Genomic DNA, 24,101 nt, shown 5'->3' with positions numbered 1-24,101 from the left:
CGGCGGCCTCAGCGCGGCGGCTCGCCGAACAGATCGACGGCGATCCGTACGTCCCTGAGTGCCGACGCCAGCGCGCTGACCGAACCGACCGCCCCCGCGATCAGCAGCAGCGACCGGCGGAGCCGGGGAATCTCGGGCGCGCCGCCGGCCGCCATCGCGTCCAGCGCCGCCAGCTCGTCCTCGGCGATCGCACGGTCCGGGAACTCCGCGGGATGTCCGGCCAGCTCCCGTCGGAGCCGGGAGACGGCCGTACGCAACTCCGCCACCCTCGGGTCCTCGCCACTGCTGGTCACCCGCGCCTGCCCCACGCTCTTCAACAAAGCACTCCCCCTCGCACATCTTTGTGCCGGTGTTTCGACCCGACCCCGAACCGTGGTCAAGTGTCCGGGGATGCGGGCAAGTTAACGCCATGACAGGTGCCGGGCGCCACTCCGCGGACGGAACTCGGAGTGTCCCTGGTGCCGGCGCGGGCCGGAAGGACCGGGCCGGCGCTTCCGGGATCGCCCGGTCCGGTCCTTCCGGGAACGCCCGGCCCGGTGTATCCAGGCGGCATGACAAGCACACCGCACACCTCCTCCTCGCCCTCCCCGTCCGCCTCACCCGTCGTGGCCGGCCTCCTGCTCGCGGCGGGCGGTGGACGGCGGCTCGGCGGGCGCCCGAAGGCGCTGCTGGAGCACCGCGGCCGCCTGCTGGCCGACCACGCGGTGACCACGCTCCGGGAGGGCGGCTGCGGCCCGGTGCACGTGGTGCTCGGCGCGGCCGCCGACGAGGTGCGGGCCCGCGCCGGACTGTCCGGCTGCACGGTGAGCGTCAACCCGGAGTGGACCGAGGGGATGGGCTCCTCGTTGCGGACGGGCCTCGCGGCCCTCACCGGCACGGACGTGGACGCGGTGGTCGTGCTGCTGGTCGACCAGCCGGGGATCGGCGCCGAAGCGGTGGCCCGGGTACGTGCGGCGTACCGCTCGCGGACGAGCCTGGCGGCGGCCTCGTACGGCGGGGAGCGGGGTCACCCGGTGCTCTTCGGGGCAGCGCTCTGGGCGGACATCTCGGCGGGGGCGGTGGGCGATCAGGGCGCACGGACGTATCTGCGGGCGCACCGCGAAGCGATCACACTCGTCGAGTGTTCCGATGTCGCTCAGGCGTACGACATCGACACGGCGGAGGACCTGGCACACCTTGAGTGAACACACTGGCACGCTGCGCCAGCAGGGCCGCACTTCTGTCGAACCGGAGAATCTCGACATCAACAAACCATTGAACTTCCACGATAAGGAAACTACTATCCACTGGTCAGAAGCCCTCTGCACCTCAGACGGCGACCACGGCCGTATCCCGGAGCCCTGGCACGCCGTGCCATTTCAGGCGACCCGGCGGCCGTGAGACGTCGCCCGCACCGCCCGCTGAAGGAGTGACCGCTCATGTCCGCACCAGCGCCGTCCTCGCTGGCCATCGTCGATGCCGAGACCCTGCCCCGGCAGGACGAGGTCCTCACCCCCGCGGCCCTCGCGTTCGTGGCCGAGCTGCACCGCCGGTTCACACCGCGCCGTGACGAGCTGCTCGCCCGCCGCGGCGAGCGCCGCGGCGAGATCGCCCGCACCTCCACGCTGGACTTCCTGCCGGAGACCGCCGCGGTCCGTGCGGACGACTCCTGGAAGGTCGCTCCGGCGCCCGCCGCTCTGAGCGACCGCCGGGTGGAGATCACTGGTCCCACCGACCGCAAGATGACCATCAACGCCCTGAACTCGGGCGCGAAGGTCTGGCTCGCCGACTTCGAGGACGCGTCCGCCCCCACGTGGGAGAACGTCGTCACCGGCCAGCTCAACCTGATCGACGCCTACACCCGCGCCATCGACTTCACCGACCCCGGGTCCGGCAAGTCGTACGCGCTCAAGCCGGCCGACGAGCTCGCGACCGTCGTCACCCGCCCCCGCGGCTGGCACCTGGACGAGCGCCACCTCCAGCTCGACGGCACCCCGGTGCCCGGCGCGCTGGTCGACTTCGGCCTCTACTTCTTCCACAACGCGCAGCGCCTCATCGACCTCGGCAAGGGCCCGTACTTCTACCTCCCCAAGACGGAGTCGCACCTGGAGGCCCGCCTCTGGAACGACATCTTCGTCTTCGCCCAGGACTACGTGGGCATTCCGCAGGGAACCGTCCGCGCCACGGTCCTGATCGAGACGATCACTGCCGCGTACGAGATGGAGGAGATCCTCTACGAGCTCCGCGACCACGCCTCCGGGCTCAACGCGGGCCGCTGGGACTACCTCTTCTCCATCGTCAAGAACTTCCGTGACGGCGGCCCGAAGTTCGTCCTCCCGGACCGCAACGCGGTGACGATGACCGCCCCGTTCATGCGGGCGTACACCGAACTGCTCGTCCGCACCTGCCACAAGCGCGGCGCCCACGCGATCGGCGGCATGGCCGCCTTCATCCCGTCCCGCCGGGACGCCGAGGTCAACAAGGTCGCCTTCGAGAAGGTCAAGGCCGACAAGGACCGCGAGGCCGGCGACGGCTTCGACGGCTCCTGGGTCGCCCACCCCGACCTGGTCCCGATCGCCATGGCCTCCTTCGACGCGGTCCTCGGCGAGAAGCCGAACCAGAAGGAGCGCCTGCGCGAGGACGTCTCGGTGGCCGCGGGAGACCTGATCGCCATCGACACCCTGCACGCCAAGCCCACGTACGACGGCCTGCGCAACGCCGTCGCGGTCGGTATCCGCTACATCGAGGCGTGGCTGCGCGGCATGGGCGCGGTCGCCATCTTCAACCTGATGGAGGACGCGGCCACGGCCGAGATCTCGCGCTCGCAGATCTGGCAGTGGATCAACGCGGACGTGGTCTTCGAGAACGGCGAGCACGCCACGGCGGAGCTGGCCCGCAGGGTCGCGGCCGAGGAACTGACCGCGATCCGCGCGGAGGTGGGCGAGGAGGCCTTCACCGCCGGCAAGTGGCAGCAGGCCCACGACCTGCTGCTCCAGGTCTCCTTGGACCAGGACTACGCGGACTTCCTGACGCTGCCGGCGTACGAACAGCTGCGCTGATCCCGCACGTTCCGACGCGCAAGGACCGACGCCCCGCCATCCGAACGCCCGGTGGCGGGGCGTCGCCGCGTCGTCGCCGGGCTCCGTCGCGGCCCGTGCCGGATGTTCCGGCCCGTCCCGCACCCGGTGAAAGCCGGAGGATGTGTTCACGCCGGCTCCGCATCGCCCGTTGGCCGTGCCGCGCGACACCCGCCGACGGCTGTCCGGCGCGGGTGACGCCGCGCGGCGTGGACACCCGCTCTTCGATGTGCGCGTACGGCAGCCGCCCCGCGTCCCGGTGGACGGTCCGGGTCCCGGTGGACGGTCCGGGTCCCGGTGGACGGTCCGGGTCCGCCTCAGCGGCAGGCGCTCGCCCCGGCCTCGGTGACGACCACGTCCTCGAGCCGGACGGACACGGACTCGTCGCGCCCGGGATCCCACAGCCATACACGGTCCCCGGACATACCGAAGGTGAGCAGGGGACGCGTGACGGCAAGCGGCCCGTTGAAGACGGCGATCTCCTCGGACACGGGCTCGACGCAGACGAGACGGCCCTGGACTCCGTAGTACGGAGCCGGCGCCTCGCCGGACGCCGCAGCCGTGCGTGCCCGGTTCGCGGCCTTCTCCGCTCCGACGAGTCCGGCGGTCAGGGAGATCCCGATGACGAAGAGACTCATGAGCGGAACGCCGATCCGGACCATGGCTCGCGCGTGGACCCACTGGTGGTAGTGGCGCATCCACCCGGCGAGCGCCAGCACCACCGCCGAGAGCCCGAGGGCGATGCCGATGGGCTTGAGCGAGGCGGCGTAGGACCAGTACACCGAGACCTGGATGGCGTCGGAAGGGACGCCGAACCCGGCTTTGAGATACATCGTGTGGAGCAGGCCGCCGAACCAGGGCAGGCTCAGAGCCAGCGCGGGAACGAGAGCAGGGACGGCCCAGTTGGCATTGCGGCTGAACCAGGAGTGGACCAGGGCGTACCCCAGTCCGTAGAGGATCAGGACGCAGAGCACACCCCCGAGCACCGCGTACGCCGTCACGCGCGCCACCTGCGCCGGGGGCCCGGGCATGCTGAGGGTCAGCAGCAGTCCGGCCAGAGTCATGGGAGCGACGCCCGCAAAGCCCCAGAGCACGATGACCGCACGATGCTGTTCCCGCCTGCGGTCGGTGAGTTCATGGCCCACGGGCCACACCAGGGCACACGCCATGAGCAGCGGCACCAGCGCCGGCAGGCCCTCCACGGCCGCAGCGGCGATTCCGCAGGCGACCGCCAGGAGCAGGGCCACGAGCACGGGGCCTGCCAGGCGCCAGACCGACACGGGAACCGGCGGGGGTTCGTCGGGATCCCGGCCCATCCTTCCCATGGGAATGCGGAGTTGAAGGCTCCGCGGGTCGTACGGGCGCCCGGTGAGCGCTCCGCGCTCCAGACGCCGTTCGAGCTCTTCGGCAGATGGGCGGCCGGTCTGCTTGAGGATGCGGACGGTGGAGATCACACCGAGTGACGTACGCAGGGCCGCGATCCGGGATCGCGGGCTCGCGAGGCCGGAGGGAGCGGATGCTTCCGGGAGGCGGCGGTGAGCGTGGAACACGGAGCGGTAGTCGTGGGTCAGGTCGTGCTCGATGAGAAACGCATCGACCACCCACATGCCCGCCTGATGGCGGCGAGCCAGGTTCTCGATCTCGGAGACCGCGGCCTGAACGGCTCCGAAGCGCGCACCGTGCAGCCGGACTTCGACCAGCAGCCCCACCCGGCCGGGGCCGAGCGCCCGGGCTCCCTCGGTGGCGTCTCCGGGGAACCATGGCCGTACTGACCACCCACGCCCTTCCAGGAGCTGCGCCGCGAGGCCCGTCTCGTCCGGGCTGTCGACGACCGCGACCAGAACCTCGATCCGGCGGTTGAAGGGTTCGGCGGGCAGCGGTGCTGTCCCTCCGAGCCCATCGGGGCCATCCGCATCGGCGGGCCCGACCCCGGCTCGCTGACCCGGTACCGTCCTGCCGCCCGATCGCCGGGTGGCCGTCCGCAGGGCTCGTAGCATGGCGCTCTCCGTTCCGGGACACTGCTCCCGCCCGCCTCCGCCCTCCCGCACGGGTCGTGCGCGGTCGGCGCCGGGACGACTCTCGTACCACGCCCGCCCGCACCGCGCTTCTCTTCGCTCCCGGGACGCGTGATGAGCCAACGAGCGTAAGCGCAGCGAGCTTTGCCCGTCGGGATATGCGGCGGAGAGGCCTGCCTGCCGAGCGTGAAGGACGGCCACTCGTTCGCGCGGGCCCGGATGCTCCGGGGCGTGGAACCACGCTACAGCGGTCTCACCGCAGGCCCTCTCCCTCTCTCAGCAAACAGCGCGTCACGTAGCTGAGATGCTGGATGTGCCCCATCTGGACCCATCGCTCGGGGTTGCCCGATCCTCTGGGTCCGGCACCCTCGGCGCAGGCCTCCCACCAGTCCTCTGCCGCACTTCGGTCCGCGCCCGACCGGCGGAAGACCTCGTCCCTCACGATCCACCGGGCGAGGGCTCTGACCCGGTCCGTGTGGTGGTTGCCCCGCGTAGGAGCCCTGGCGACGAGGAAGTGTCCGGGGCCGGTGTAGCGGAGCAGGCCCCAGGGCGGACCGTATCGGGCGAAGCGGTCGTCGGCGAGGTTCGCGCCGAGGACGTGCTCCACGGAGTAGTCCCCGTACACCGGGACCTGCTCCGGACGGACCCGGCGTATCCAGTCGTGCAGGGCCCGGTCGTGGCGCTCCGGCCGGGCGGTGACCGCTGACGCGGCCCCCGCCTCGAACGTCTCGGCGGCGCGGGGAAAGGCTCCCGCCGTCAGGACGACGGTGCGCCACGGCAGGAGCGATCCGAGGAGGTCCAGGGCGATCACGGCCCGCTTGCCGGACCCGGCCACATCATCCACCTCGCCCGCGTCGAGAATGAGGTCGAGGTGCGAGGGCGGCATGCACAGCCGGTCCACGAGGGCCAGCAGTTCCGTGGACCGGGGCTCGTCGGGCGGTTCGTCGACGGCCATCCGGATGGCGAGTCCCCGGCCACTGACGAAGGCGAGGTCAGCCGCTTGCCTCTGAAGCGTCCGGTCGCGCCCGGGAGCGGTGACCAGAACCATGCCGCTCCGGGTGATCAACCGCCACAGTGCGTGGGCGGAGCCGTTCAGCTCGGACTCCACATGTCCGGCGTCCACCCACCCGGGATTCCCGTCCATCGCCTCGATGAGCCGGTCCACGCGGGGCGTGAGCCAGGCGTCCGTCTCGTGTCCGTCGGCTGCCGGGTCCGGCGGGGGTGACGCGCCGCGCGTGCGCTCGGGGCCGGTGCGCGGTGGCAGCGTCCACAGCGGCGCGAGCCGGTGACGTATCGCGGGGCTCAGCAGGCCGTAGGCGGTCACGGCGCCCCGCCGGACCGGCAGGACAGGCACGTACAGCGGCCCGGCCATCGCAGCTCCCCCCACCACGGCTCCCTCTCGTCCCTGGTCGCAGGGTGAAGGCATCCCGGGCACGGAGGAAAGAGCGCGTATCCGGCCAGGCGCGGGGCCTCGGTGCCGCCGGTGCCGCGCACGTCGCGTTCCGGGTACTCAGCCCCGGCACCGCACGGCGCCGGAAGGCGGAGGCACGTCGGGGCCCGGGCCACGCCCGCGTCCCGGCACCGCGCGGCGCCGGGAAGCCAAGGCGCATCGGGGCCCGAGCCACGCCTGCGTCCTGCCCGGCCTCTGTGGCATCGTTCCCTCGTCAGCCCCGGACCCGGCTCCGTCACGCACCGACCAAGGGAGTACCGCGCCCCATGCCCGTCCATTCGCTCGCCCACTCGCCGCTCTCCTCCACCGCGGTACGGGAGTTGCTGGCCATGCCCGCCCTGCGGGCCGTGCCCGAGGAGGAGTTCGACGAGTACAGCGAGAAGGAGCTCGGCTGGAGGTACACCTACCTCGTCTCCGACGCCGTCATCACCGGGCACCATCACGTCCTGTGGTACGAGGGCGAACCGCTGGGCGACCCGGAGTGCACGCTGGTCCTGACCTTCGGCGAGGCGTATCCCGTCGATCCGCCGGATCCCGATGAGTACGGTCACGACGCGCTCGTCGAGCTCGTCGGGGAGTGGGCCGCGCTGCCGGGATGGGTCCTTCTTCAGCAGCCGGACGAAGCGGAGTGCGAGGCCGTGCTCGACCGGGCGGCGGAGGCCGTCGCAGCCGAGCTCGGTCCGCCGCTGCGCACGCTTCGCTCCAACGACTGGCTCGGCATGGGGCCCCATCTGCGGTGCCGGATATGGCGGATGGGCGAGCACGGGGTCGTGCTGGCCCCGCGCGAGGACGGCGGCCCCTACGGCTATCTGACCCATCTGGTCCTGGCCGTTGTTCCCTGGCCGGCGGGCGAGGAGCTGCCCGTCCCGGACGAGGACTGCCTGCGATGGGTGCGGGACCGCATCATCCTGTGAGACCGCACCGGCCGGCCCGCAGAGTCCGCCGGAACTCCGCGGGCCGGCCTTCCGTTGCCGTACGCGCCGCCTATCGCAGCCCGGTGTCGAGCGCGCTCATCAGGGTGCCCTGCGGGGTGTCCCCCGACATCTCCCAGACCATGACGCCCAGCAGGCCCTTGTCCTTGACGTACGCGGTCTTCTTGCCGATGGACCAGGTGTCGTCGAACGACCACCACTGGTTGCCGTTGTATCCGTAGGTCGATACGGACTGCTCGTCGTGGTGCACCGTCATCGTGGGGTACGCGCCGATGAGGTTGGAGTAGCCCCGGGTGCCGGCCTCCTCGGCGAACTGGCCGGGGGCCGCGCCGCCCGCGGGCTGCCATTCGCCCGCCGCTCCGCCGTCGGTGACGTTCTGCCAGCCGCGGCCGTAGAACGGGATGCCGAGGGTCAGTTTGCGGGGTTCCACACCGGCGTCGGTGTACGCCTTGATGGCGGCGTCCGCGCTGAAGTGGAAGTCGTACGGGTCCTGGGCGTCCGTGTAGAGGTTGGCCTGGTGGCCGGCGCGGTTGGGTTCCCAGGAGTTGTCGCTGCCCGAGCCGTGGAAGTCGTAGCCCTGGACGTTGGCCACGTCCAGGGAGTCGAAGACCTTGGACAGGTCCCAGCCCTCGTCGATCTTCTGCGGGTCGGCGGGGGTGAACGCGGTCAGGAGGCGGTGGCCGCCGCCGAGCGCGTCCAACTGCTTGCGGAACTCGGCGAGCAGCAGGGTGAGGTTGTTCTTGTCGGCGGGCGAGTAGTGGTTGCCGGGGTGTCCGGTGCCGGTGCCGGGCCACTCCCAGTCGATGTCGAAGCCGTCGAAGATGCCGGCCGCGGTGCCGGGGCCGCCCGCGCCGTTGTACTCGGGCAGGTTGCCCTTGATGTACATGTCGATGCAGGAGGAGACGAACTTCTTGCGGGCGGCGTCGGTGGCGGCGACGTCGGAGAAGTACTTCGAGTAGGTCCAGCCGCCGAGCGAGACCACGATCTTGAGGTCCGGGTGGAGCTTCTTCAGCTTCTTCAACTGGTTGAAGTTGCCGCGCAGTTTGCCCCAGCCGTCGTCCGCGACCCCGTCCACGGACTGGGCGGCGCCGAACGGGCGGGCGTAGTCGGCGTCCGCGTCGCCGGCTCCGGTGCCCTGCTCGGGGTCCTGGGGGTCGGCGGTGGTGCCCTTGGTGACTCCGTTGAGGCAGGTGAGGTTGTTGGGGTCGATGTTGGCGAAGGCGTAGTTGACGATGTCGAGCTTCCCGGCGGCGCCGGAGTCGTGGAGGTTCTTCACGAAGTACTGGCGGCCGTAGATCCCCCACTGCACGAAGTAGCCGACCTTCGCGTAGTTGCCGGCGCCCACGATGTCGTCGGTCTTCACGGTGAGGGTGTTGCTCGCGGGCGAGGCGTTGTCGGCCGCGTCGCGCGCCTTGACGGTGAAGGTGTACGAGGTCGAGGGCGACAGGCCGCCGATGGTGGCGGTGGTCGTGGTGCCGGAGACCGTGGTGGCCGGGGCGGAGCCGCGGTAGATGTCGTACGCGGCGACCCGCTGGTTGTCCGTCGCGGCGTTCCAGGCCAGCGTGACGGACGAGGAGTCGGTCGCGGTTGCGCGCAGGGTGGCCGGGGCCGTCGGCGGCGAGGTGTCGGTGGCCGGGTCGACGGTGGTGAGCGCCAGCGGGGCGCTCTCGGCGGAGGTGTTCCCCCGGGTGTCCTTGGCCCGGACGGTGAAGGAGTAGGCGGTGGCGGGGGTGAGACCGCTGACGGTGGCGGACGTGGCCGCGGTGGCCGATCCCACGACCTTGCCGCCGGCCAGGATGTCGTACGAGGCCACGGGGAAGTCTCCCGCGGTGGCGGCGGTCCAGGACAGGGAGGCGGTGCGGGCGGTCACATCCGTCTGCCTGAGGCCGCCGGGCGCGCCGGGCGGCGCGTCGGCGGAACCGTCGCACTTGTCACCGTTGATCCGGCAGCCGGTCGGCACGGTGATCGGACCCGTGGCGACGAACCAGAAGCTGTAGGGCTCGGTGGTGCTGTGCGCGGCGATCGTGCCGTTGTAGTGGGCGTTGACCGCGGTGATGTGACTGCCCTGGGTGGTGACGGTGCCGTTGTACGAGGAGCTGATCGCGACCCCGGCGGGCAGGTCGAACTCCAGGCTCCAGCCGGTGACGGCCGTGTCGGTGTCGTTGCGCAGGATGTAGGTGCCCTTCCACCACGGGCCGTTGTCGGCCGAGGTGAACGTCGCCGTGAGCTTGCCCGCCGCGTGCGCGGGGCCGGCCTGGAGGGACAGCAGAGCGAGAAGGAGGGCGAGGACGGCGAACAGTGCGGTCGCCGTCCTCCGTCTGAGGGGCGTGTGCTCGAACATGGTTCTCCCTTGCGGCTGGGACCGGTGAGGCGGCCCTCGGGAGGAGCGGATGCATGTCGTTCCATGGAGCACAGGGGAAGTTAATTGGTCTGGACCAACTCGTCAAGAGGTACAGACCACTTGGCCCGATCCCGGATACACGGCCCTCGCCCGTCGGCCGGACACCCACGGCACGGCCCTGAGCACGGGTGCGCGCAAGCCCACCCGCTCGTCGCCGGAACCACGGCCGGCACGGCCGCAGCGCAGAGGCCCCGCGCCCTGACAGCAAGCAGGCGTACGACCCATGCCCGTCTGCGTACCGAACCCCCGCAGACGACGCGGTCGCGGCCCGGCCCACCGAGTACCCGGTGGGCTGCCGCCCGCCGCGGACAGGACACATTCGGTCCTGGTCGTCACCTTCGACGGCCGGGCGTGCGTGAAACGATCACGGCGTGCCCTCGTCCGCCGCCGAAAGAGTGTCGCGCCGCTGCCCGTCCGCTGGCGGGTAGGCCGTCACATGCCTCAGGTACTGCTGCGCGGCCACCTCGACGACTTGAGGCAGGATCTGCCCGAACGCCTCCATGGTGGGTACCCCTTTGGCTGCCGAGCGAGCGAACGCCCGCCCCTGCCGCATCTTGACCGGCATCGTCCGTTCGAGCATCTCGGTCAGTTCGGCCTCGGCTGCTCGATTCTGGTGGTCGTGCCGGCTCCAGGGCACGACCACCGTCAACCAGGGTTGGTCCTGCGCGTCGAAGGCGGCAAGTCTGGCCCTTCGGCTCTCGTCCTGAAGCGCCCAGCGGTCGACGAGGAGGATCTCGGGGATGCCGGGCGGCCGCCTTCCCCCCGAACGTCCGGACTCTTCGTCGAACGAGGTGGTGAAGGCCTGGTAGTCGAGGGACTGCGCCAGCTCCGCAGCGATCTGGGCCAGAGGCCGGACGGAGTCGGGGTAGTAGGGATTCCAGTCCTTCGCGGTGTCTCCGTAGTACTCCGGGCTGCGCCCCTCGGGCAGGTCGTGGCGCGTGGGTGCGAGCACGGTGATCCGCAGCGATCTGGGCCCGCCGCCCCCGCCGCTCGATGGTCCGAAGGCACTCGGGGTGAGGCGGTAGTCGAGAGGCCTGCCGGGCTCGAGCTGCACGGAGTCGGCGACGCTGACGATGCGCTTCGCCAGTTCGTAGACCGCTCGTTCGTACTCCTCGTTGAATATCCTGAGCTTGATCAGGCCGTAGAGGCCGTCACTGACATACCGCTCCCCGAAGTCGCGGTGGTTGAACTGCAGCCTCGCGGCCGGGCCCGGAAGCTGGCTGGGAGGCACCGGTACCCAGACCGCGGGGACGATCGCGTCGACGGGCCGGCTCGAGCGCGCACGCTGATGGATGGCTCGTTGTTCGAAGGCGTACCACTCCTTGCCGCACAACTCGCTGGCGAAGTAGCGCGGGGAGTACAGGGGCACGAAGACCTGGCAGCCGGCCAGCACGTCCGCCAGCCGTTCCGGCCAGCCCTCGCCGGAGCGTATCTCCCGGTCCATGAAGCCCGCCTGGGCCCCCGCAGGCAGGTTGGCCAGAACCATGATGTGACTGCACAGATCCTGAAAGAGCCGCTCGACCCACATGTCCGGGTCCGAGCCACCGCCGTACCCCGGCGTGTGGGCGTAGCTCAGGAAGAAGTACGGAGACGCGTTGCGGTCGGCCCTGGCCCTGGGCGCCGGCCCGAAGGAGGCGGAAGCCCCTGGCCGCTCGGCCGCCGCATCACCGACATCGGATGCGGCCTCCTCGGCGGACTCGGCGGTGGCGGCCTCCGCGCTCCCGTCGCCCGCGGGCATCTCGGCGGGGATGCCCAGCACCGGCAGGACACCGGGCGACACGTCGCCGAAGGGTTCCGGGTCCACCGAGATCCCTGGGGCAGCCCCGGAGCCGGACACCGCGGCCGGGAATCGCGTCGGTGAGCCAGAGTTGCTCGTGATGAACCGGTCCACGGCGCTGCGCAGACGCCGGGCGTCCCGGGCACCCAGCCGGGGCATGAGCTGCTCGCGCGTGCCCTCCCGGAACCGCAGTACGGGATGGCCGCCCGCGTGAGCCGCCTCCGTGACGGTGACCAGGCCGCCGACCACGAACTCCGCCAAGTCGGCGGGCGTTGCCTCCGGGGCCAGTCTCTGCTGTACGACGCGCAGCATGTCGACGCTCACCTGCGGGTACAGCGAACACAGCACCGCGAGGCGGACCGCAGCAGGAGATGCGCGAACGAGAAAGGCATCCGTCAGGGTCCGGCCGCTGTGCGGCTCGTCCTCGTCCTGGTCATCCGTCCTGTCGACAAGACCCGGAGCCGGCAGGAGAAGGGCTTCGCAGCCTCCGGGGTCCGAGAGCATCAGAGTGCGTGCCCAGGCACCGACGGCGTGGGGGGACAGGGAGGCCACGGGGGCCGGCAGCCAGTCACGGTCCGTGGTCCCGGGAAACGCCTGGTTCATCAGGAGTGTCGTGACGAACCGGAGCCGGTCGTTGTTCACGCCGGGGGTCCCGGGCGAGACCACGCGTACGGCGGGAAGACTCATGCCCGACTGCCGCCAGATCTTCGGCGGCAGCGGGTTGAGGAGAACGGTGGGCAGGGAGGCCGCCCACGTACGAAGCTGATCCCACGACGAGCCGTCACGCCACGCGGCCGACGCCCAGTCGGAGAAAACGATCATGAGCCGACGCGGCTGGGCGGATCTCCCGCCGCCCTCCACGACCCGCTGTCCCAGGGGACCGTGGAGGGCAGGTGTGCCACCCGGGGCCCCGTCCACGCGGAGCTCGCGGACCCGCAGGGTTCGGAACACACCGGTGCGGGCCAGGACGCGCACCAGTTCGTCCGCCGTGCCGGCCCACACCGCCATGGTGGGTGACCGGTCGATGACCACGGTCGCGTCGAACCAACGCTCGGGCTCTTCGGAGAACACCGGGGTGAGCTCGCCGACGCGCACGTAGTCCGCCACCGTCGCCGGGATGTCCAGTCGCTGCTTGCGGCCTCGCGGCCACGGCCGCTTCAGCGGCTTCAGGGCCCGCGCCAGCTCGCGCCCGCGCGGCAGTGTGCTGTTCCTGGGCAGCGACACCGCGGTGACACCCGGCCCGGGTGTCCCGTCGCCCCAAGGAGTGTGCAGCGGGCTTCGCCGGGCGCCCGCGGCCGTCGTCGCCGTCGGTCCATCGGTCGCCGCCCGGGTATGCGTTTCGTCCGGCCCTCCGGCGTCGTCGGTCTCGGTCCCGTCGCTCCGCGAAGGGCCCTGGTCCTGGGTGACGAGCCAGAGGAGCTCGGCAATCGACACCGCGTCGAGGTCCCTGTCCAGGCCGAGCAGCGAGTCGACGACGACGCCCAGCCCGTCGGCCCTGTCAGGCACCGGAGAGGTTTTTCATCAGCAGTCCGATGAGTTCGCTGCGCTCCGACGCCTCCATCTTCGCCGGCCCGTCCAGCAGATGCAGGGTGCTGAGCAGTTGGTCGATCGCGACCCGCTCGCCGTCACCCACCCTGCGAACGAAGTCGTCGACGAGATCCGCGAGCGGACCCGATTCGGGGACGTCCAGCCGGAGGTGCCTGCGCACGACTTCCCGCACGAGCGCCGGTGTGGGGCGTGGCATGGTGTAGCGCAGGCACCGCCTCAGGAACGGGGCGGGCAGCTCCTGTTCCCCGTTGCTCGTCATGACGATGAAGGGGAATTCGGTGCACTGCACATGCCCGTCGCGTACAGGGTGCTTGGCATCCTCACCGGACATCCGCAGGTGGGCGAGCTCATAGCCTTCACGGCGCAGTTCCTCGATGCGGAACTCGCCGCGCTCCAGGACGTCGAGCAGATCCCCGGGGAGGTCCAGATCCGCCTTGTCGATCTCGTCGATGAGGAGCGCGCGCGGCCGGTCCGACGGCAACAACGCCGTTCCCAGGGGCCCCAGGGTCATGAACGCCGCGATGTCGTCCGTCCCGGCATCCGGCTCACCGGAGCGTGTCCGCTCCTGCTGCAACCGGTGCGCGTGGATGCGCCCGAGAGCGTCGTAGTGGTACAGCGCGTCCCCCAGCGTGCTGCGCGAGGTGACATGCCAGCGCAGTACGGGTCCCAGCGCGAGCTCGGCGGCGACCTGCTCGATCACGGTGGACTTGCCGGTGCCCGGACTGCCCGTGATCAGCAGGGGCCGGCGCAGGGCCAGCGCGGCGTTGACCGCGGCGACGAGTCCTTCCGGCGGCTGGAACAGCCCGGCGGAGGACGCACGGGGAAACGTCCTCCACGGTGGTGGGTCGGGCAGACGGGTCTCCTGCCTCTCCACGCCGTCGCCCCGGTAGTACGGATTCCACGTCATGAGACTTCCTTGATCGTGTTCTGGACGGGAGGAACGGTGGTCCTCACGAGGCGGCAGAAGCGCAGCCACTCGCGGTCGTCCCAGACTGCGCGGAGATCGGCGAAGTGTCCGGCGTTCTCGCCACGCCATCGGCGCTGGTAGGCGTGGCCGAGCCCTTCCGGCATGGTCAGCCACTGCGGCTCCAGACAGCTGTGCCGGTCGGCGGGGAAGCCCTCCACTCCCTGCGGCCACAGCAGAACGGGGGTGTAGGAGAGGAGGATCTCCATCAGCTGGTCGTCGAGTCCGATGTGGTGCGTCAGGCCGATGCCCCGGCGGTAGAGTCCGTCCCGCAACCGGCCCTGAAGCGGTGGCCGGTCGGTCGTGTCCGTCTCGTCCAACCAGTCGACGGGCACGCCGGGGCAGGCGGCGATCTCCTCCCATCGGTCGTTGACCGCACCCTGGATCCGGCGCAGCAGGGGATCGGGGGCGAGCCGTCGGCTCCAGTGCAGTACGACGTCGTACTGCACTCCGAAGCGAAGGCCTTCGCCCGCCTCCTCCGGACGCCACTCCAGCAGTGCGCCGCTCGGCACCGCGACGTCGAGCCACCGCAGCCGCCGTCCGAGCGCCTCAGCGTGGTCCTCGGCCCAGACGGCCGCCGCCTCGATCGCGGCCTCCGCGCCCGCCCGGTCCACGGTGGGGCAGTTGAAGTCCTGCCGTTCGAGCAGGTCCCCGTCCTGGAGCAACCAGGCGCTCACCGCTTCGGGCCAGCCACCGGTCAGCGAGGAGTCGAGACTGACGGCAAGCCTCAGCTGCTGGTCCTCCCGGTCGCCGAGCACCTTCGTCACGGCATCGTTGAGTTCTTGCTGCGCGCCCACCGACCGCGCCCATCCGTGCAGTTCGGACGACGCCAGATCCTTGCCCGAGGCGAATGCCAGGCGCACCACGAACTCAGCGACCGACGGTTTGCCGTTCCTCTGCGTCTCCGGGTGGTCGAAGGCCAATCGGTCCAGGATCGCGATGTCGGTGAACTCCGGTACCGGAGGGGCCAGGGCGCGGCGTTCCGATACGAGCAGGACTCGCAGGGCCTGGCGCAGACGGGCCGTCGTCAGTTCACCACCGAGCCAGTCACGGAGGAATTTGACGGTTCGCATGGAGGTGAGCAGGAAGTCCACGGCCTCCTTGGCCCTGTCCCGGGCGGGAGACGGGGAGAGTGCCTTCAGCGCGGCAAGGCACTCGAGCGCCGACTGCATGTCGCGCGGAACGCTCAGGAGCGGTTCGCCGGGGGCGAGTACGGCGAACGCCTCGGCAAGCTCTTCGTGCGCCAGTCGTCCCAGAAGCCCGTCGGAGTCGGTGTCGTGGGCCCGCATGTTGCGGGTGACCCAGATGGGCTCCGTCTCGAAGGGATCGCCGTCATGCTGGGAGACCGTCACGTCCTGCCCGACGATGGTTCCGCGGAGCGCACGGCGTACGTCATCCAGCCCCAGCAGGGGGCCCGCTCCCGGTATGCCGTCGCGTATCAGGGTGGCGAGAGCCCTGGAGAACGACAGGTCGACCGCCGTCTGGCTGACCGCCGAGGCCATGAGTACGCCGAGCCGGCTGCGCCCGTTGCCTGCGCCCGCCGTGAGATCCCGGCCCGGGGGGATCGCACCTGCCGCGTGGCAGGTGTCGATGATGCCGAGCACGCTGGGAATGCCGGACTTGTTCGCGGCGGCCGCGAGGAGTTCGCCCACGTTGACCGCCCGTTCGGTCGCGTCCTCGGTGGAGTCGGCGCCCATCAGGTACAGAGTGTTCGTGTTGCCGGGTACGAAGCCGTGTCCCAGAAGGGCGAGGACCAGGGACGCCCGCCGGTCCTCCGCGTGCTGGATCGCCTCGCCGATCAGGGTCCGGATCCAGTTGCTCGTCAGCTGTGCGTCGGCTATCAGGGAGCGGCCGCCGGGGAGACCCGGAGCGCAGTCACCCATGTCCGGATGGGCCAGCGCGGCATGCAGCGCGGACGATGCCTCTGAGAGACGAGTGAGGTGCTGCATGGATGCGCACTGGGGAGCCACGACGAGCAGGTGGCGGCGGGGGCCCTCGCTCATGGGGCGGGCCGGCGCTCTGCCGCCGCGACCTCCATGGACAGGAGAGCCTCCGCGACGGGGCCGGCCACAGCCGCCTGGGCCAGGTACTTCTCGGCGGAATGCACCCAGATCCCATCCGAATCGACCCGGCTGCTACGAGGACGTACGCCGGCCGCGTTGGGCAGCACATCACGTTCGAGCACGGGGCGGGCGGCTATGACGTCGTCGTTGTCCCAGAAGTTCAGCCATCGCTCGACGCGCTCGGGCGTGCGCGGCGGTTGGGGCAGGAGGCGGGGCCGGACGACCGTACGCATCGACAGCGGTGATCCGAGGGTGACGAGGAGGGGAGTTGCCGCCTCGTGGTCACGTAACGCCTCCAGTGCGACGACGGTCCCGAGCGAATGGGCGACCACCACCTTCGGTACGTCTCCGAGTGCATCCTGCACACGCTGCCGTACGCGGCAGTCGAGGGTCCGCCCCGACTCGTCCCTCTCCCCGCGGGCCAGATAGCGTGACACCTGCGCGAGGTCCCTGACCATCAGCTTGGGCGTCGCCCAGCGTGCGACACCACTCCACGGTCTGAGCGCCATCAGCGTGGTCGCCACGTTCAGCGCCCTGCGAAAGGCCGACAAGGCTCCTTGGGCCTGACGGGACGTATCGGCTTCGGCGCGAGCGTGGGCGAGGATCTCCTCCCGCCGCTGCCAGGCGCTGTCGCGTGGCCCGGTGGCGGAGTGCTGGGCCGTGAGGGCTGCCGTCAGTTCGACGAGGAGGCCCTCCATGATCTCGCCCGCTTCGCCATCGACCCGCGCTTCCTCGCCGCCCTGGGCCTCGGGCGGCGAGAAGAGGTCGGCGTAGTAGGCGAAGGAGCAGTGGCTCGCGTCATCGGCGGTCAGACGGCCGGCGAGCGCCGGGTGACCCGCCGCCCGCATGCCCGTCGCCAAAGATTCGGTCCAGGAGGCCAGTTCACGCCCTGTGTCCCGGAGTCCACCTATGCCGTGCACGAAAACCAGTCGCGACCCCATGTGCGCCTCCCCCGTGCGTCGCTCCTTGGAGGCTACCAACCCGCAGGCAGACGAGTCCGTGGAAGGCACGGTCCCACCGGAAACCGGTAGTTGCCACCCCGGCCCGGGCTGCGACGCCGTCAGCCGCCGAGCACGACGGTGCGCGCCGCCGAGAAGTCGCCCCACTTGCCGTCGGGGAGCTTGGCCCGGATCTTCATCGAGTAACGGGTGCCGCGCGGGTCGGTGACGGTGAGCCGGTAGCTCGCGCGGCCCACGGGCGGTTCGCCGCCCCAGACGATCGTGGTGGTCAGCCGGCCGTCCAGATAGAGCTGGTAGGCGGGTATCTTCCCGCCCGTCTCCGGCTGCTTCCAGTCCAGGTCGACGGCGTACTCCTTGCCCTGGGCGCTGCTCGTGATCCGCAGGTCCGTGGGGGCGGTACTGGCGGGTGCGCCGGGCGCGGTCGCGGTGGTGAGGTCGAGGGTGTTGCTGTCGGGCGACGAGGTGTCGGCCGCGTCGCGGGCGCGGACCGTGAAGGTGTAGACGGTGCCGGGGCGCAGCCCGGTCAGGCGGGCCGTGGTCCGCGTGCCGGGAACGCTGTGGATGCGGGAGCCCTCCTGGTAGATGTCGTACGAGGTGACGCCGACATCGTCCGTGGAGCCGCCCCAGGACAGGGTCGCGGCCTTGCCGCCGTCGGCCTTGCCGCGCAGTTTCACCGGCCGGGTGGGGGCCTCGTGGTCGGCGGGTGTGGGCGCGGGGGTGGTGACCGCGGCGGCGGCGCTCGGCGCGGAGAGGTTTCCGGCGGCGTCGCGGGCGCGGACGGTGAAGGTGTAGGCGGTCGAGGCGGCGAGCCCGTCCACGTCGATCATCACCTTGGCCGCCGGGACGGACTTGACCTTCCTGCCCTGACGGTAGACCTCGTACCCGGTGACGGCCGTGTCGTCGGAGGCCGGCTCCCACATCACGTGCGCGGACGTGGCGCTGCTCGCCTGGGCGGTCACCCCGTGGGGCACGGTCGGCTTCCGGGTGTCCGCCTCGGCTTCGGAGCCGCAGGCGGTGAGCGTGGCGAGGAGCAGGGCGGCGGAACAGGCCAACGCGGCGTTTGCGTGGGGGCGTTGCACGGTGGTGCCTTCCGTCCGAAGCAATGGTCCAGACCTGTATCGCATGGTGTGGGGGTCGCCGACAAGGGGACGGAGCGGAACGTTCCGCAATATGCCGGTGTGCACCGCGCAGGTGTGGCGCGACGTGGCCTTCGTGGCGCGCCGGGCGATGAATCCGGGGCGCTCGGGCAGTCTGCACGGATATGGATACGCAGACGAACGCCGCGCCCCTTCTCGACCTCGGACCCGCGGCCCGGCAGATCGCCGGAATGCTCACCGCCATCGACGACGCCCGGCTGTCCGGCCCGACCCCCTGCCCCGATGTCACCGTGGGCGCGATGCTGGCCCATGTGGAGGGGCTGGCCGTGGCGTTCCGGGATGCCGCGTGCAAGGAGCTGGGAGCGACGACCGACACGGCGCCCTCGGTGGAGTCGGGGGTCCTCGACGACGGCTGGCGTGCCACCCTGCCCGCGGCGCTCGACGAGATGGTGGCGGCCTGGCGCACGCCCGAGGCCTGGCAGGGCATGACACGGGCGGGCAGTGTGGACCTGCCGGGCGAGGTCGCCGGCATGGTCGCGCTCAACGAGCTGGTGCTGCACGGCTGGGACCTGGCGAGGTCGACCGGGCAGCCTTACGGCGCCGAGGAGGCTCATCTGCGCAACACGCTGGCACTGCTGGCCGATGTGGGCGACAACCCGCCGGCCGGCTCCCCGTTCGGGCCGCCGGTCCCGGTCCCGGACGACGCGCCGCTGCTGGACCGGGCGGTCGCCCGCAGCGGCCGGCGCCCGGACTGGCGGCCGTAAGGCTAGGACTGTCCCGCACTTCCTGGTGGATCAGCGCGCGGCGTCGGATGCGGTGCGTCGCGAGGCGGAGGGGCGCCCGCCTCCTGGACGTATGCGGGCGTTGCGAGAACGCCGCGAGGTGCCGTAGAGCTGTCGTCGTGCGCCCGCCAGGAGTAGCGGGACAGCCCTTGGGGCCGCTGCGGGCAACGTTTGCCCGTACAGGGCCGGGCTCGCAGGTCGCCGCACGGTCCGGCCCGGTCCCGACGAGAGGCCCGAGGGCCACCGCGTCAGCTGGTGAAGAACTCCGTGATCTGGTGGGCGACCTGGTCGGCGTGGACCTCGTGGAGCCGGTGGCCGCCGCCGATCGTGATCAGGTGGCAGTCCGGGATCAGCGAGGCCATGTCCTGGAGCCGGGCCTGCGGCATGGTGCTGGCCGGGCCGCCGGCGAGCACCAGCGTCGGGGCCACGATCTCGCCGAGGCCCTCGGCCCAGGCCGGGTCGGGGTCGGCCAGCTGGGTGCGTACGGCGGGGAGCGCGGCCTCGTCGTAGTCGACCGGGCCCTCGGGGGGCACGTCGGGGCCCGCCGCTCCGGGGAACGGCGGCGGGGTCTCCACCAGCACCAGCCGCTCCACCCGGTCCGCGTGCGTCTGGGCGAACAGATGGGCGACGACGCCTCCCATGCCGTGGCCGACCAGACCGACCCGGTCGAGTTCGCACGCGTCGAGAAAGCCGAGGAGGTCGTCGAGCATCAGCTCGAAGTCGTACTCGTCGGGCCAGTCGCTCTCGCCGTGACCGCGCAGGTCGAGGGCGTACACCCGCCATTCCTGACCGAGCAGACTCCCGGCCGCCTCCCAGCTCGCGGCGGAATCGCCGAGGCCGTGCAGCAGCACGACGGGCGAGCCGAACGGGTCGCCCCAGGTCCGGTACGCCAGACGTACGTCGCCGACATCCACAACAGACTGATCATCCATGCCCCTGACGCTACAGCCGAATGGGTAAAGATCATTCCCACGGCCTGGCAGGCTGGACAGGTGAAGCTCACCGCTCGTTCCCCGGTCTCCGCCCCCATCGCCCTCGTCCTGGCCGCCGCCGTACTCTCCGGGTGCGCGGGGGCGGGTCCCGGCGGCTCGGGCAAGGGGGCCCGGGGCCCCGGACTGGACGATCCGGCGAAGAAGAACATCGCCATGCAGCTGGTCTCCAGCGCGGAGAACTCCACGCTGGACTGGAAGGGCCAGTACGGCTACATCGAGGACATCGGCGACGGCCGCGGCTACACGGCGGGCATCATCGGATTCTGCTCCGGCACCGGCGACATGCTGAGCGTGGTCGAGCGGTACGCCAAGGCGCGGCCCGGAAATCCGCTGGAACGGTTCCTGCCCGCCCTGCGCGGGGTGCTGGGGACCGATTCGCACACGGGGCTCGGCCGTCCGTTCACCGAGGCGTGGTCGAAGGCCGGAGGTGACGCGGCGTTCCGTGCGGCCCAGGACTCCGAGCGGGACCAGGGGTACTTCGAGCCCGCGGTCGCCCGGGCGAAGAAGGACGGACTGGGCACGCTCGGCCAGTTCATCTACTACGACGCCTATGTGATGCACGGGGCCGACGACACCGAGGGCACGGTCGGATTCCGCACGATGCGCCGCCAGGCGCGCGCCGAGGAACGGACCCCGGCGGAGGGCGGCGACGAGGGCTCGTACCTCGACGCCTTCCTCGACGCGCGCGTCGAGGCGATCGGCAAGGAGCCCTCGCACACCGACACCAGCCGGGTCGAGACGGAGCAGCGGGTCTTCGTCCGCGAGGAGAAGTTCGGTCTGGAAACACCGCTGCGGTGGACGGTGTACGGCGACAGCTATGTGATCAAAGGCCCGGACGCTTCGTAAACCCATGATCGACAGGCGCGCGAAGCGCCGGCCGAACGACCCGTGTGCGCCGGTGCGCACTGCATGTGACCTGCGCTTTCGTTCCTCCGGTGAAGATCTTCTCCGCCCGTGTCCCGGCGGCCGGCCGGCCCGTTGAGGCGGGCGGACGGTTCACGCGCCGTGGGCCGGATCACTGAGGAGTTCGCGACATGATGAAGAAGATTCTGCTGGCCGCGGCCATGCTGACCGCCGGTCTGGGACTGGCCGTCTCGCCCGCCGCCCAGGCCACCCCGAGCACGACCGCATCGCACAGCGCCCAGGCGGCACCGGCCCAGGTCTGCACGGTCAATGACAACGGGGTGAACTTCCGTGGCGGGCCGGGGACGGACTACCCGGTGCTGGGCCAGGTGAACCGGGGCCAGAACCTCGACGCCCGCGGCCAGCAGGGCAACTGGGTGATGGGTGACCTGTGGGGCGGACCCACCGGCGTCTGGATCCACGTGGCCTACCTGGACTGCTGACCCGGCACTCCACGGCCCCGCGCCGGGCACCGGCCCGGTGCGGGGCCTTCGCCTACCCGACCGTACGAACTCGCGTCGCAGGGGTGTACGACCGTCGTTCGACTCTGATAGGAAAGCTTCCTAACAGAACAATCGGAACGACGAACTCCCTTGGAGGACTGGTGCACGCTCCCCACAAGCGCACCGTACGTCGCAGCAACCGATCCGTGCGCGTCGCACTCGTCGCGCTCGGTCTGACCCTCACGGCGATTCCCGCCACCGCCTTCGCAGGCACCGCACCCGCCCCCACGGCGGTTCACCATCAGGAGGCAGCCGCGAACGGGCTCGACGATCCGGAGAAGAAGGACATCGCCATGCAACTGGTCTCCAGCGCGGAGAACTCCTCGCTGGACTGGAAGGGCCAGTACGGCTACATCGAGGACATCGGCGACGGCCGCGGCTACACGGCGGGCATCATCGGATTCTGCTCGGGAACGGGCGACATGCTCGACCTGGTGGAGCTGTACACGGAGCGGGAGCCGGACAATCCCCTCGCCTCGTACCTGCCCGCCCTGCGCGAGGTGGACGGCACCGATTCGCACGACGGCCTCGACCCCGGCTTCAGTGCGGCCTGGGAGACGGCGGCCGGTGATCCGGCGTTCCAGCAGGCGCAGAACGACGAACGCGACCGGGTGTACTTCGACCCGGCGGTCGGCCGGGGCAAGAGCGACGGGCTGGGCACACTGGGCCAGTTCGCCTACTACGACGCCATCGTGATGCACGGCAACGGCGGCGACAGCACGAGCTTCGGCTCGATCCGCGAGCGCGCCCTCGCACAGGCGGAACCGCCGGCCCGGGGCGGCGACGAGGTCGCGTACCTCAACGCCTTCCTGGACGCGCGGGTCTGGGCCATGCGGCAGGAGGAAGCCCACTCGGACACCAGCCGGGTGGACACCGCTCAGCGGGTCTTCCTGGACGAAGGCAATCTGAACCTCGATCCGCCGCTCGACTGGAAGGTGTACGGCGACAGCTTCCACATCGGCTGACGCCACCGGGTCCGGAAGCGACTGCGGCGCGTACGGCCGCCCTCACGGGCGAGTCCGTACGCGCCACGGCATTGTGACGGAACGTCAGTGTGCGCCCACCGGCGTCGCGTTGGCCTTCTCCGGGCTCATGGCATCCGTCTCCGGCCCGGCTTCCGGCTTCCGGCCCAGGTGGTTGAAGGCCAGGTTGAGGACGATCGCCACGACGCACCCGGTCGAGATGCCCGAGTCGAGGACGACGAGCAGGTCCTCGGGGAACGCGTGGTAGAACTCCGGCGCCGCGATCGGGATCAGACCGATGCCCACGGCCGCCGCCACGATCAGCGCGTTCTCACCCTTCTCCAGCGCGGCGGTGGCCAGCGTCTGGATGCCGCTCGCCGCGACGGAGCCGAACAGGACGATGCCCGCGCCGCCCAGTACCGGCAACGGCACGAGCGCGATGACGGAGGCGGCCACGGGGCACAGGCCCAGCAGGATGAGGATGCCGCCGCCGGCGGCGACGACGAACCGGCTGCGGACCTTCGTCATCGCGACCAGGCCGATGTTCTGGGCGAAGGCGCTGCACATGAAGCCGTTGAAGAGCGGGCTGACGGCGCTGCCCAGGGTGTCGGCGCGCAGCCCGCCCTCGATGGTGCGCTCGTCCGCGGGCCGGTCGACGATCTTGCCGAGCGCCAGCATGTCCGCGGTCGACTCCGTCATGCAGACCAGCATCACGATGCACATCGAGACGATCGCGGCGATCTCGAACTGCGGCGCCCCGAAGTGGAACGGGGTCGGGAAGCCGATGACGTCGGCGTCCTTGATGGCGCCGAAGTCGGTGATGCCGACCGGGATCGCGATGAGCGTGCCGACGACGAGTCCGAGCAGGATCGCGATCTGCTGGAGGAAGCCGCGCAGCAGTTTCCGCAGGGCCAGCACGATCACCAGGGTGACCGCGGCCATCGTGATGTTGGTGGTGGAGCCGTAGTCGTCGGCCGTGGCGTTGCCGCCCTGGGACCAGTTGAAGGCGACCGGCAGCAGGGAGACACCGATCAGGGTGATGACGGTGCCGGTGACGACGGGCGGGAAGAAGCGGACCAGTTTGCAGAAGTAGGGGGCGAGGACGAAGCCGAGGAGGCTGGCGACGATGATCGCGCCGAAGATCACGGCGATGCCGTCGTGTCCGCGGTCCTTGCCGATCGCCACCATCGGGGTCACTCCGGCGAACGAGACACCGTTGACGAACGGCAGCCGGGCGCCTATTCGCCAGAAGCCGAGCGTCTGGAGCAGGGTGGCTATGCCCGCGGTGAACAGGCTCGCCCCCATCAGGAAGGCGGTCTCCTTCGCGGTGAGGCCCACGGCGGGCCCCACGATCATGGGCGGGGCCACCACGCCCGCGTACATCGCGGCCACGTGCTGGAGACCGCTGGTGAACATCTTCAGTGGGGGGAGCGTCTCGTCGACCGGATGCTTCCGGTCGGCCGGCGACGAATCGGGGTCGGGTGCTGCACTTGCGTCGTTGCGAAACCTGGGCGTAGCTGCCACGGCGGTTCCTCCGGTCGGGTACACATCTGCGGCGACGTGGGTGTCAGGGAGGTGGTGCCGGGACCGGTCGCCGGGACATGTGCCAGAAACGTCCGCCGGACCGGGCCCGTGTGGTGCGTTGATGCAGGTGGGGCAGGTCGTGCAGCTGGTGCGGGCAGCTTGGATCGCCGGTA

General features: G+C 70.9%; 19 protein-coding genes. 8 read left to right on the top strand and 11 right to left on the bottom strand.

What is annotated here, in order from left to right; genetic code table 11:
• Positions 1-8: 8 nt before the first annotated feature.
• A complete protein-coding gene (locus ACIQMX_RS18170) occupies positions 9-308 on the bottom strand; it encodes a DUF5955 family protein (RefSeq protein ID WP_363076152.1) in 300 nt (99 codons plus the stop codon).
• Between the two features lie 243 nt (positions 309-551).
• On the opposite strand from ACIQMX_RS18170, the gene ACIQMX_RS18165 reads away from it, so the two are divergent.
• The 3 genes from ACIQMX_RS18165 to aceB are packed head-to-tail and all read left to right on the top strand — an operon-like array spanning position 552 to position 3,038.
• Positions 552-1,184 (top strand): NTP transferase domain-containing protein, encoded by a 633-nt coding sequence (locus tag ACIQMX_RS18165; RefSeq protein WP_402479125.1) that lies wholly within the window; start codon positions 552-554, stop codon positions 1,182-1,184.
• Positions 1,177-1,380 carry a hypothetical protein gene (locus ACIQMX_RS18160; RefSeq protein ID WP_402479122.1) on the top strand — a complete coding sequence of 68 codons (204 nt, stop codon included), beginning with the start codon at positions 1,177-1,179 and terminating at the stop codon, positions 1,378-1,380. The genes ACIQMX_RS18165 and ACIQMX_RS18160 overlap by 8 nt, the downstream gene beginning before the upstream one ends.
• Positions 1,381-1,418: 38 nt before the next feature.
• Positions 1,419-3,038 carry a malate synthase A gene (aceB, locus tag ACIQMX_RS18155; RefSeq protein ID WP_363076035.1) on the top strand — a complete coding sequence of 540 codons (1,620 nt, stop codon included), beginning with the start codon at positions 1,419-1,421 and terminating at the stop codon, positions 3,036-3,038.
• A gap of 335 nt (positions 3,039-3,373) precedes the next feature.
• On the opposite strand, the gene ACIQMX_RS18150 is transcribed toward aceB, so the two are convergent.
• On the bottom strand, positions 3,374-5,053 hold the full coding sequence (locus tag ACIQMX_RS18150; protein WP_402479118.1) for a hypothetical protein: 1,680 nt from the start codon (positions 5,051-5,053) through the stop codon (positions 3,374-3,376).
• A gap of 271 nt (positions 5,054-5,324) precedes the next feature.
• On the bottom strand, positions 5,325-6,443 hold the full coding sequence (locus tag ACIQMX_RS18145; RefSeq protein ID WP_402479115.1) for a hypothetical protein: 1,119 nt from the start codon (positions 6,441-6,443) through the stop codon (positions 5,325-5,327).
• 344 nt (positions 6,444-6,787) lie between these two features.
• Between ACIQMX_RS18145 and ACIQMX_RS18140 the strand changes: the two genes are divergently transcribed.
• Entirely contained in the window at positions 6,788-7,435 is a 648-nt protein-coding gene (locus tag ACIQMX_RS18140) for a hypothetical protein (protein WP_363076029.1), read from the top strand.
• A gap of 70 nt (positions 7,436-7,505) precedes the next feature.
• Here ACIQMX_RS18140 and ACIQMX_RS18135 read toward each other — a convergent pair whose 3' ends face one another.
• The 6 genes from ACIQMX_RS18135 to ACIQMX_RS18110 all read right to left on the bottom strand — a co-directional run bounded on the left by ACIQMX_RS18135 (position 7,506) and on the right by ACIQMX_RS18110 (position 18,289).
• Positions 7,506-9,794, bottom strand: coding sequence for a glycosyl hydrolase family 18 protein (locus ACIQMX_RS18135; RefSeq protein ID WP_402479111.1), 2,289 nt, complete (start codon positions 9,792-9,794; stop codon positions 7,506-7,508).
• Positions 9,795-10,218: 424 nt separating this feature from the next.
• A complete protein-coding gene (locus ACIQMX_RS18130) occupies positions 10,219-13,137 on the bottom strand; it encodes a TIR-like protein FxsC (RefSeq protein WP_402479108.1) in 2,919 nt (972 codons plus the stop codon).
• Complete coding sequence (locus tag ACIQMX_RS18125) at positions 13,130-14,086, bottom strand: AAA family ATPase (RefSeq protein WP_402479105.1); 957 nt, start codon at positions 14,084-14,086, stop codon at positions 13,130-13,132. The genes ACIQMX_RS18130 and ACIQMX_RS18125 overlap by 8 nt, the downstream gene beginning before the upstream one ends.
• A complete protein-coding gene (locus ACIQMX_RS18120) occupies positions 14,083-16,146 on the bottom strand; it encodes a hypothetical protein (protein WP_402479103.1) in 2,064 nt (687 codons plus the stop codon). Before ACIQMX_RS18120 ends, ACIQMX_RS18125 begins: the two co-directional genes overlap by 4 nt.
• Positions 16,143-17,054, bottom strand: a complete 912-nt coding sequence (locus ACIQMX_RS18115; RefSeq protein ID WP_402479100.1) for a hypothetical protein — start codon at positions 17,052-17,054, stop codon at positions 16,143-16,145. Before ACIQMX_RS18115 ends, ACIQMX_RS18120 begins: the two co-directional genes overlap by 4 nt.
• Positions 17,055-17,266: 212 nt before the next feature.
• Positions 17,267-18,289, bottom strand: coding sequence for a fibronectin type III domain-containing protein (locus tag ACIQMX_RS18110; protein ID WP_402479097.1), 1,023 nt, complete (start codon positions 18,287-18,289; stop codon positions 17,267-17,269).
• 137 nt (positions 18,290-18,426) lie between these two features.
• Between ACIQMX_RS18110 and ACIQMX_RS18105 the strand changes: the two genes are divergently transcribed.
• Complete coding sequence (locus tag ACIQMX_RS18105; RefSeq protein ID WP_402479095.1) at positions 18,427-19,026, top strand: TIGR03086 family metal-binding protein; 600 nt, start codon at positions 18,427-18,429, stop codon at positions 19,024-19,026.
• Positions 19,027-19,292: 266 nt separating this feature from the next.
• Here the strand turns inward: ACIQMX_RS18105 and ACIQMX_RS18100 are convergent, their stop codons facing one another.
• Positions 19,293-19,976 carry an alpha/beta fold hydrolase gene (locus ACIQMX_RS18100; protein WP_402479092.1) on the bottom strand — a complete coding sequence of 228 codons (684 nt, stop codon included), beginning with the start codon at positions 19,974-19,976 and terminating at the stop codon, positions 19,293-19,295.
• A gap of 60 nt (positions 19,977-20,036) precedes the next feature.
• Here ACIQMX_RS18100 and ACIQMX_RS18095 point away from each other — a divergent pair, with 60 nt between their 5' ends.
• The 3 genes from ACIQMX_RS18095 (at position 20,037) to ACIQMX_RS18085 (ending at position 22,407) form a co-directional block, all read left to right on the top strand.
• Positions 20,037-20,882 (top strand): chitosanase, encoded by an 846-nt coding sequence (locus ACIQMX_RS18095; protein ID WP_363076011.1) that lies wholly within the window; start codon positions 20,037-20,039, stop codon positions 20,880-20,882.
• A 188-nt stretch (positions 20,883-21,070) separates the two neighbouring features.
• A complete protein-coding gene (locus ACIQMX_RS18090) occupies positions 21,071-21,382 on the top strand; it encodes an SH3 domain-containing protein (protein WP_402479089.1) in 312 nt (103 codons plus the stop codon).
• A 161-nt stretch (positions 21,383-21,543) separates the two neighbouring features.
• On the top strand, positions 21,544-22,407 hold the full coding sequence (locus ACIQMX_RS18085; protein WP_402479086.1) for a chitosanase: 864 nt from the start codon (positions 21,544-21,546) through the stop codon (positions 22,405-22,407).
• Between the two features lie 84 nt (positions 22,408-22,491).
• Here ACIQMX_RS18085 and ACIQMX_RS18080 read toward each other — a convergent pair whose 3' ends face one another.
• Positions 22,492-23,928, bottom strand: a complete 1,437-nt coding sequence (locus ACIQMX_RS18080) for a nucleobase:cation symporter-2 family protein (protein WP_363076005.1) — start codon at positions 23,926-23,928, stop codon at positions 22,492-22,494.
• Positions 23,929-24,101: the final 173 nt, after the last annotated feature.

Origin of the sequence: Streptomyces sp. NPDC091416 (assembly GCF_044756845.1) — a bacterium.
Taxonomy (GTDB): domain Bacteria; phylum Actinomycetota; class Actinomycetes; order Streptomycetales; family Streptomycetaceae; genus Streptomyces.
Note: the sequence above shows the minus strand (reverse complement) of the source record. Positions and strands in the feature narration are given on the sequence as shown.

Excerpts from the sequence above, each read along its gene's own strand:
- ACIQMX_RS18100 (WP_402479092.1), bottom strand. The coding sequence starts at position 19,976 with ATGGATGATCAGTCTGTTGTGGATGTCGGCGACGTACGTCTGGCGTAC.
- ACIQMX_RS18150 (WP_402479118.1), bottom strand. The coding sequence starts at position 5,053 with ATGCTACGAGCCCTGCGGACGGCCACCCGGCGATCGGGCGGCAGGACG.
- ACIQMX_RS18145 (WP_402479115.1), bottom strand. The coding sequence starts at position 6,443 with ATGGCCGGGCCGCTGTACGTGCCTGTCCTGCCGGTCCGGCGGGGCGCC.
- ACIQMX_RS18135 (WP_402479111.1), bottom strand. The coding sequence starts at position 9,794 with ATGTTCGAGCACACGCCCCTCAGACGGAGGACGGCGACCGCACTGTTC.
- aceB (WP_363076035.1), top strand. The coding sequence starts at position 1,419 with ATGTCCGCACCAGCGCCGTCCTCGCTGGCCATCGTCGATGCCGAGACC.
- ACIQMX_RS18125 (WP_402479105.1), bottom strand. The coding sequence starts at position 14,086 with ATGACGTGGAATCCGTACTACCGGGGCGACGGCGTGGAGAGGCAGGAG.
- ACIQMX_RS18090 (WP_402479089.1), top strand. The coding sequence starts at position 21,071 with ATGATGAAGAAGATTCTGCTGGCCGCGGCCATGCTGACCGCCGGTCTG.
- ACIQMX_RS18165 (WP_402479125.1), top strand. The coding sequence starts at position 552 with ATGACAAGCACACCGCACACCTCCTCCTCGCCCTCCCCGTCCGCCTCA.
- ACIQMX_RS18115 (WP_402479100.1), bottom strand. The coding sequence starts at position 17,054 with ATGCGGGCGGCGGGTCACCCGGCGCTCGCCGGCCGTCTGACCGCCGAT.
- ACIQMX_RS18140 (WP_363076029.1), top strand. The coding sequence starts at position 6,788 with ATGCCCGTCCATTCGCTCGCCCACTCGCCGCTCTCCTCCACCGCGGTA.
- ACIQMX_RS18105 (WP_402479095.1), top strand. The coding sequence starts at position 18,427 with ATGGATACGCAGACGAACGCCGCGCCCCTTCTCGACCTCGGACCCGCG.
- ACIQMX_RS18120 (WP_402479103.1), bottom strand. The coding sequence starts at position 16,146 with ATGAGCGAGGGCCCCCGCCGCCACCTGCTCGTCGTGGCTCCCCAGTGC.
- ACIQMX_RS18110 (WP_402479097.1), bottom strand. The coding sequence starts at position 18,289 with ATGCGATACAGGTCTGGACCATTGCTTCGGACGGAAGGCACCACCGTG.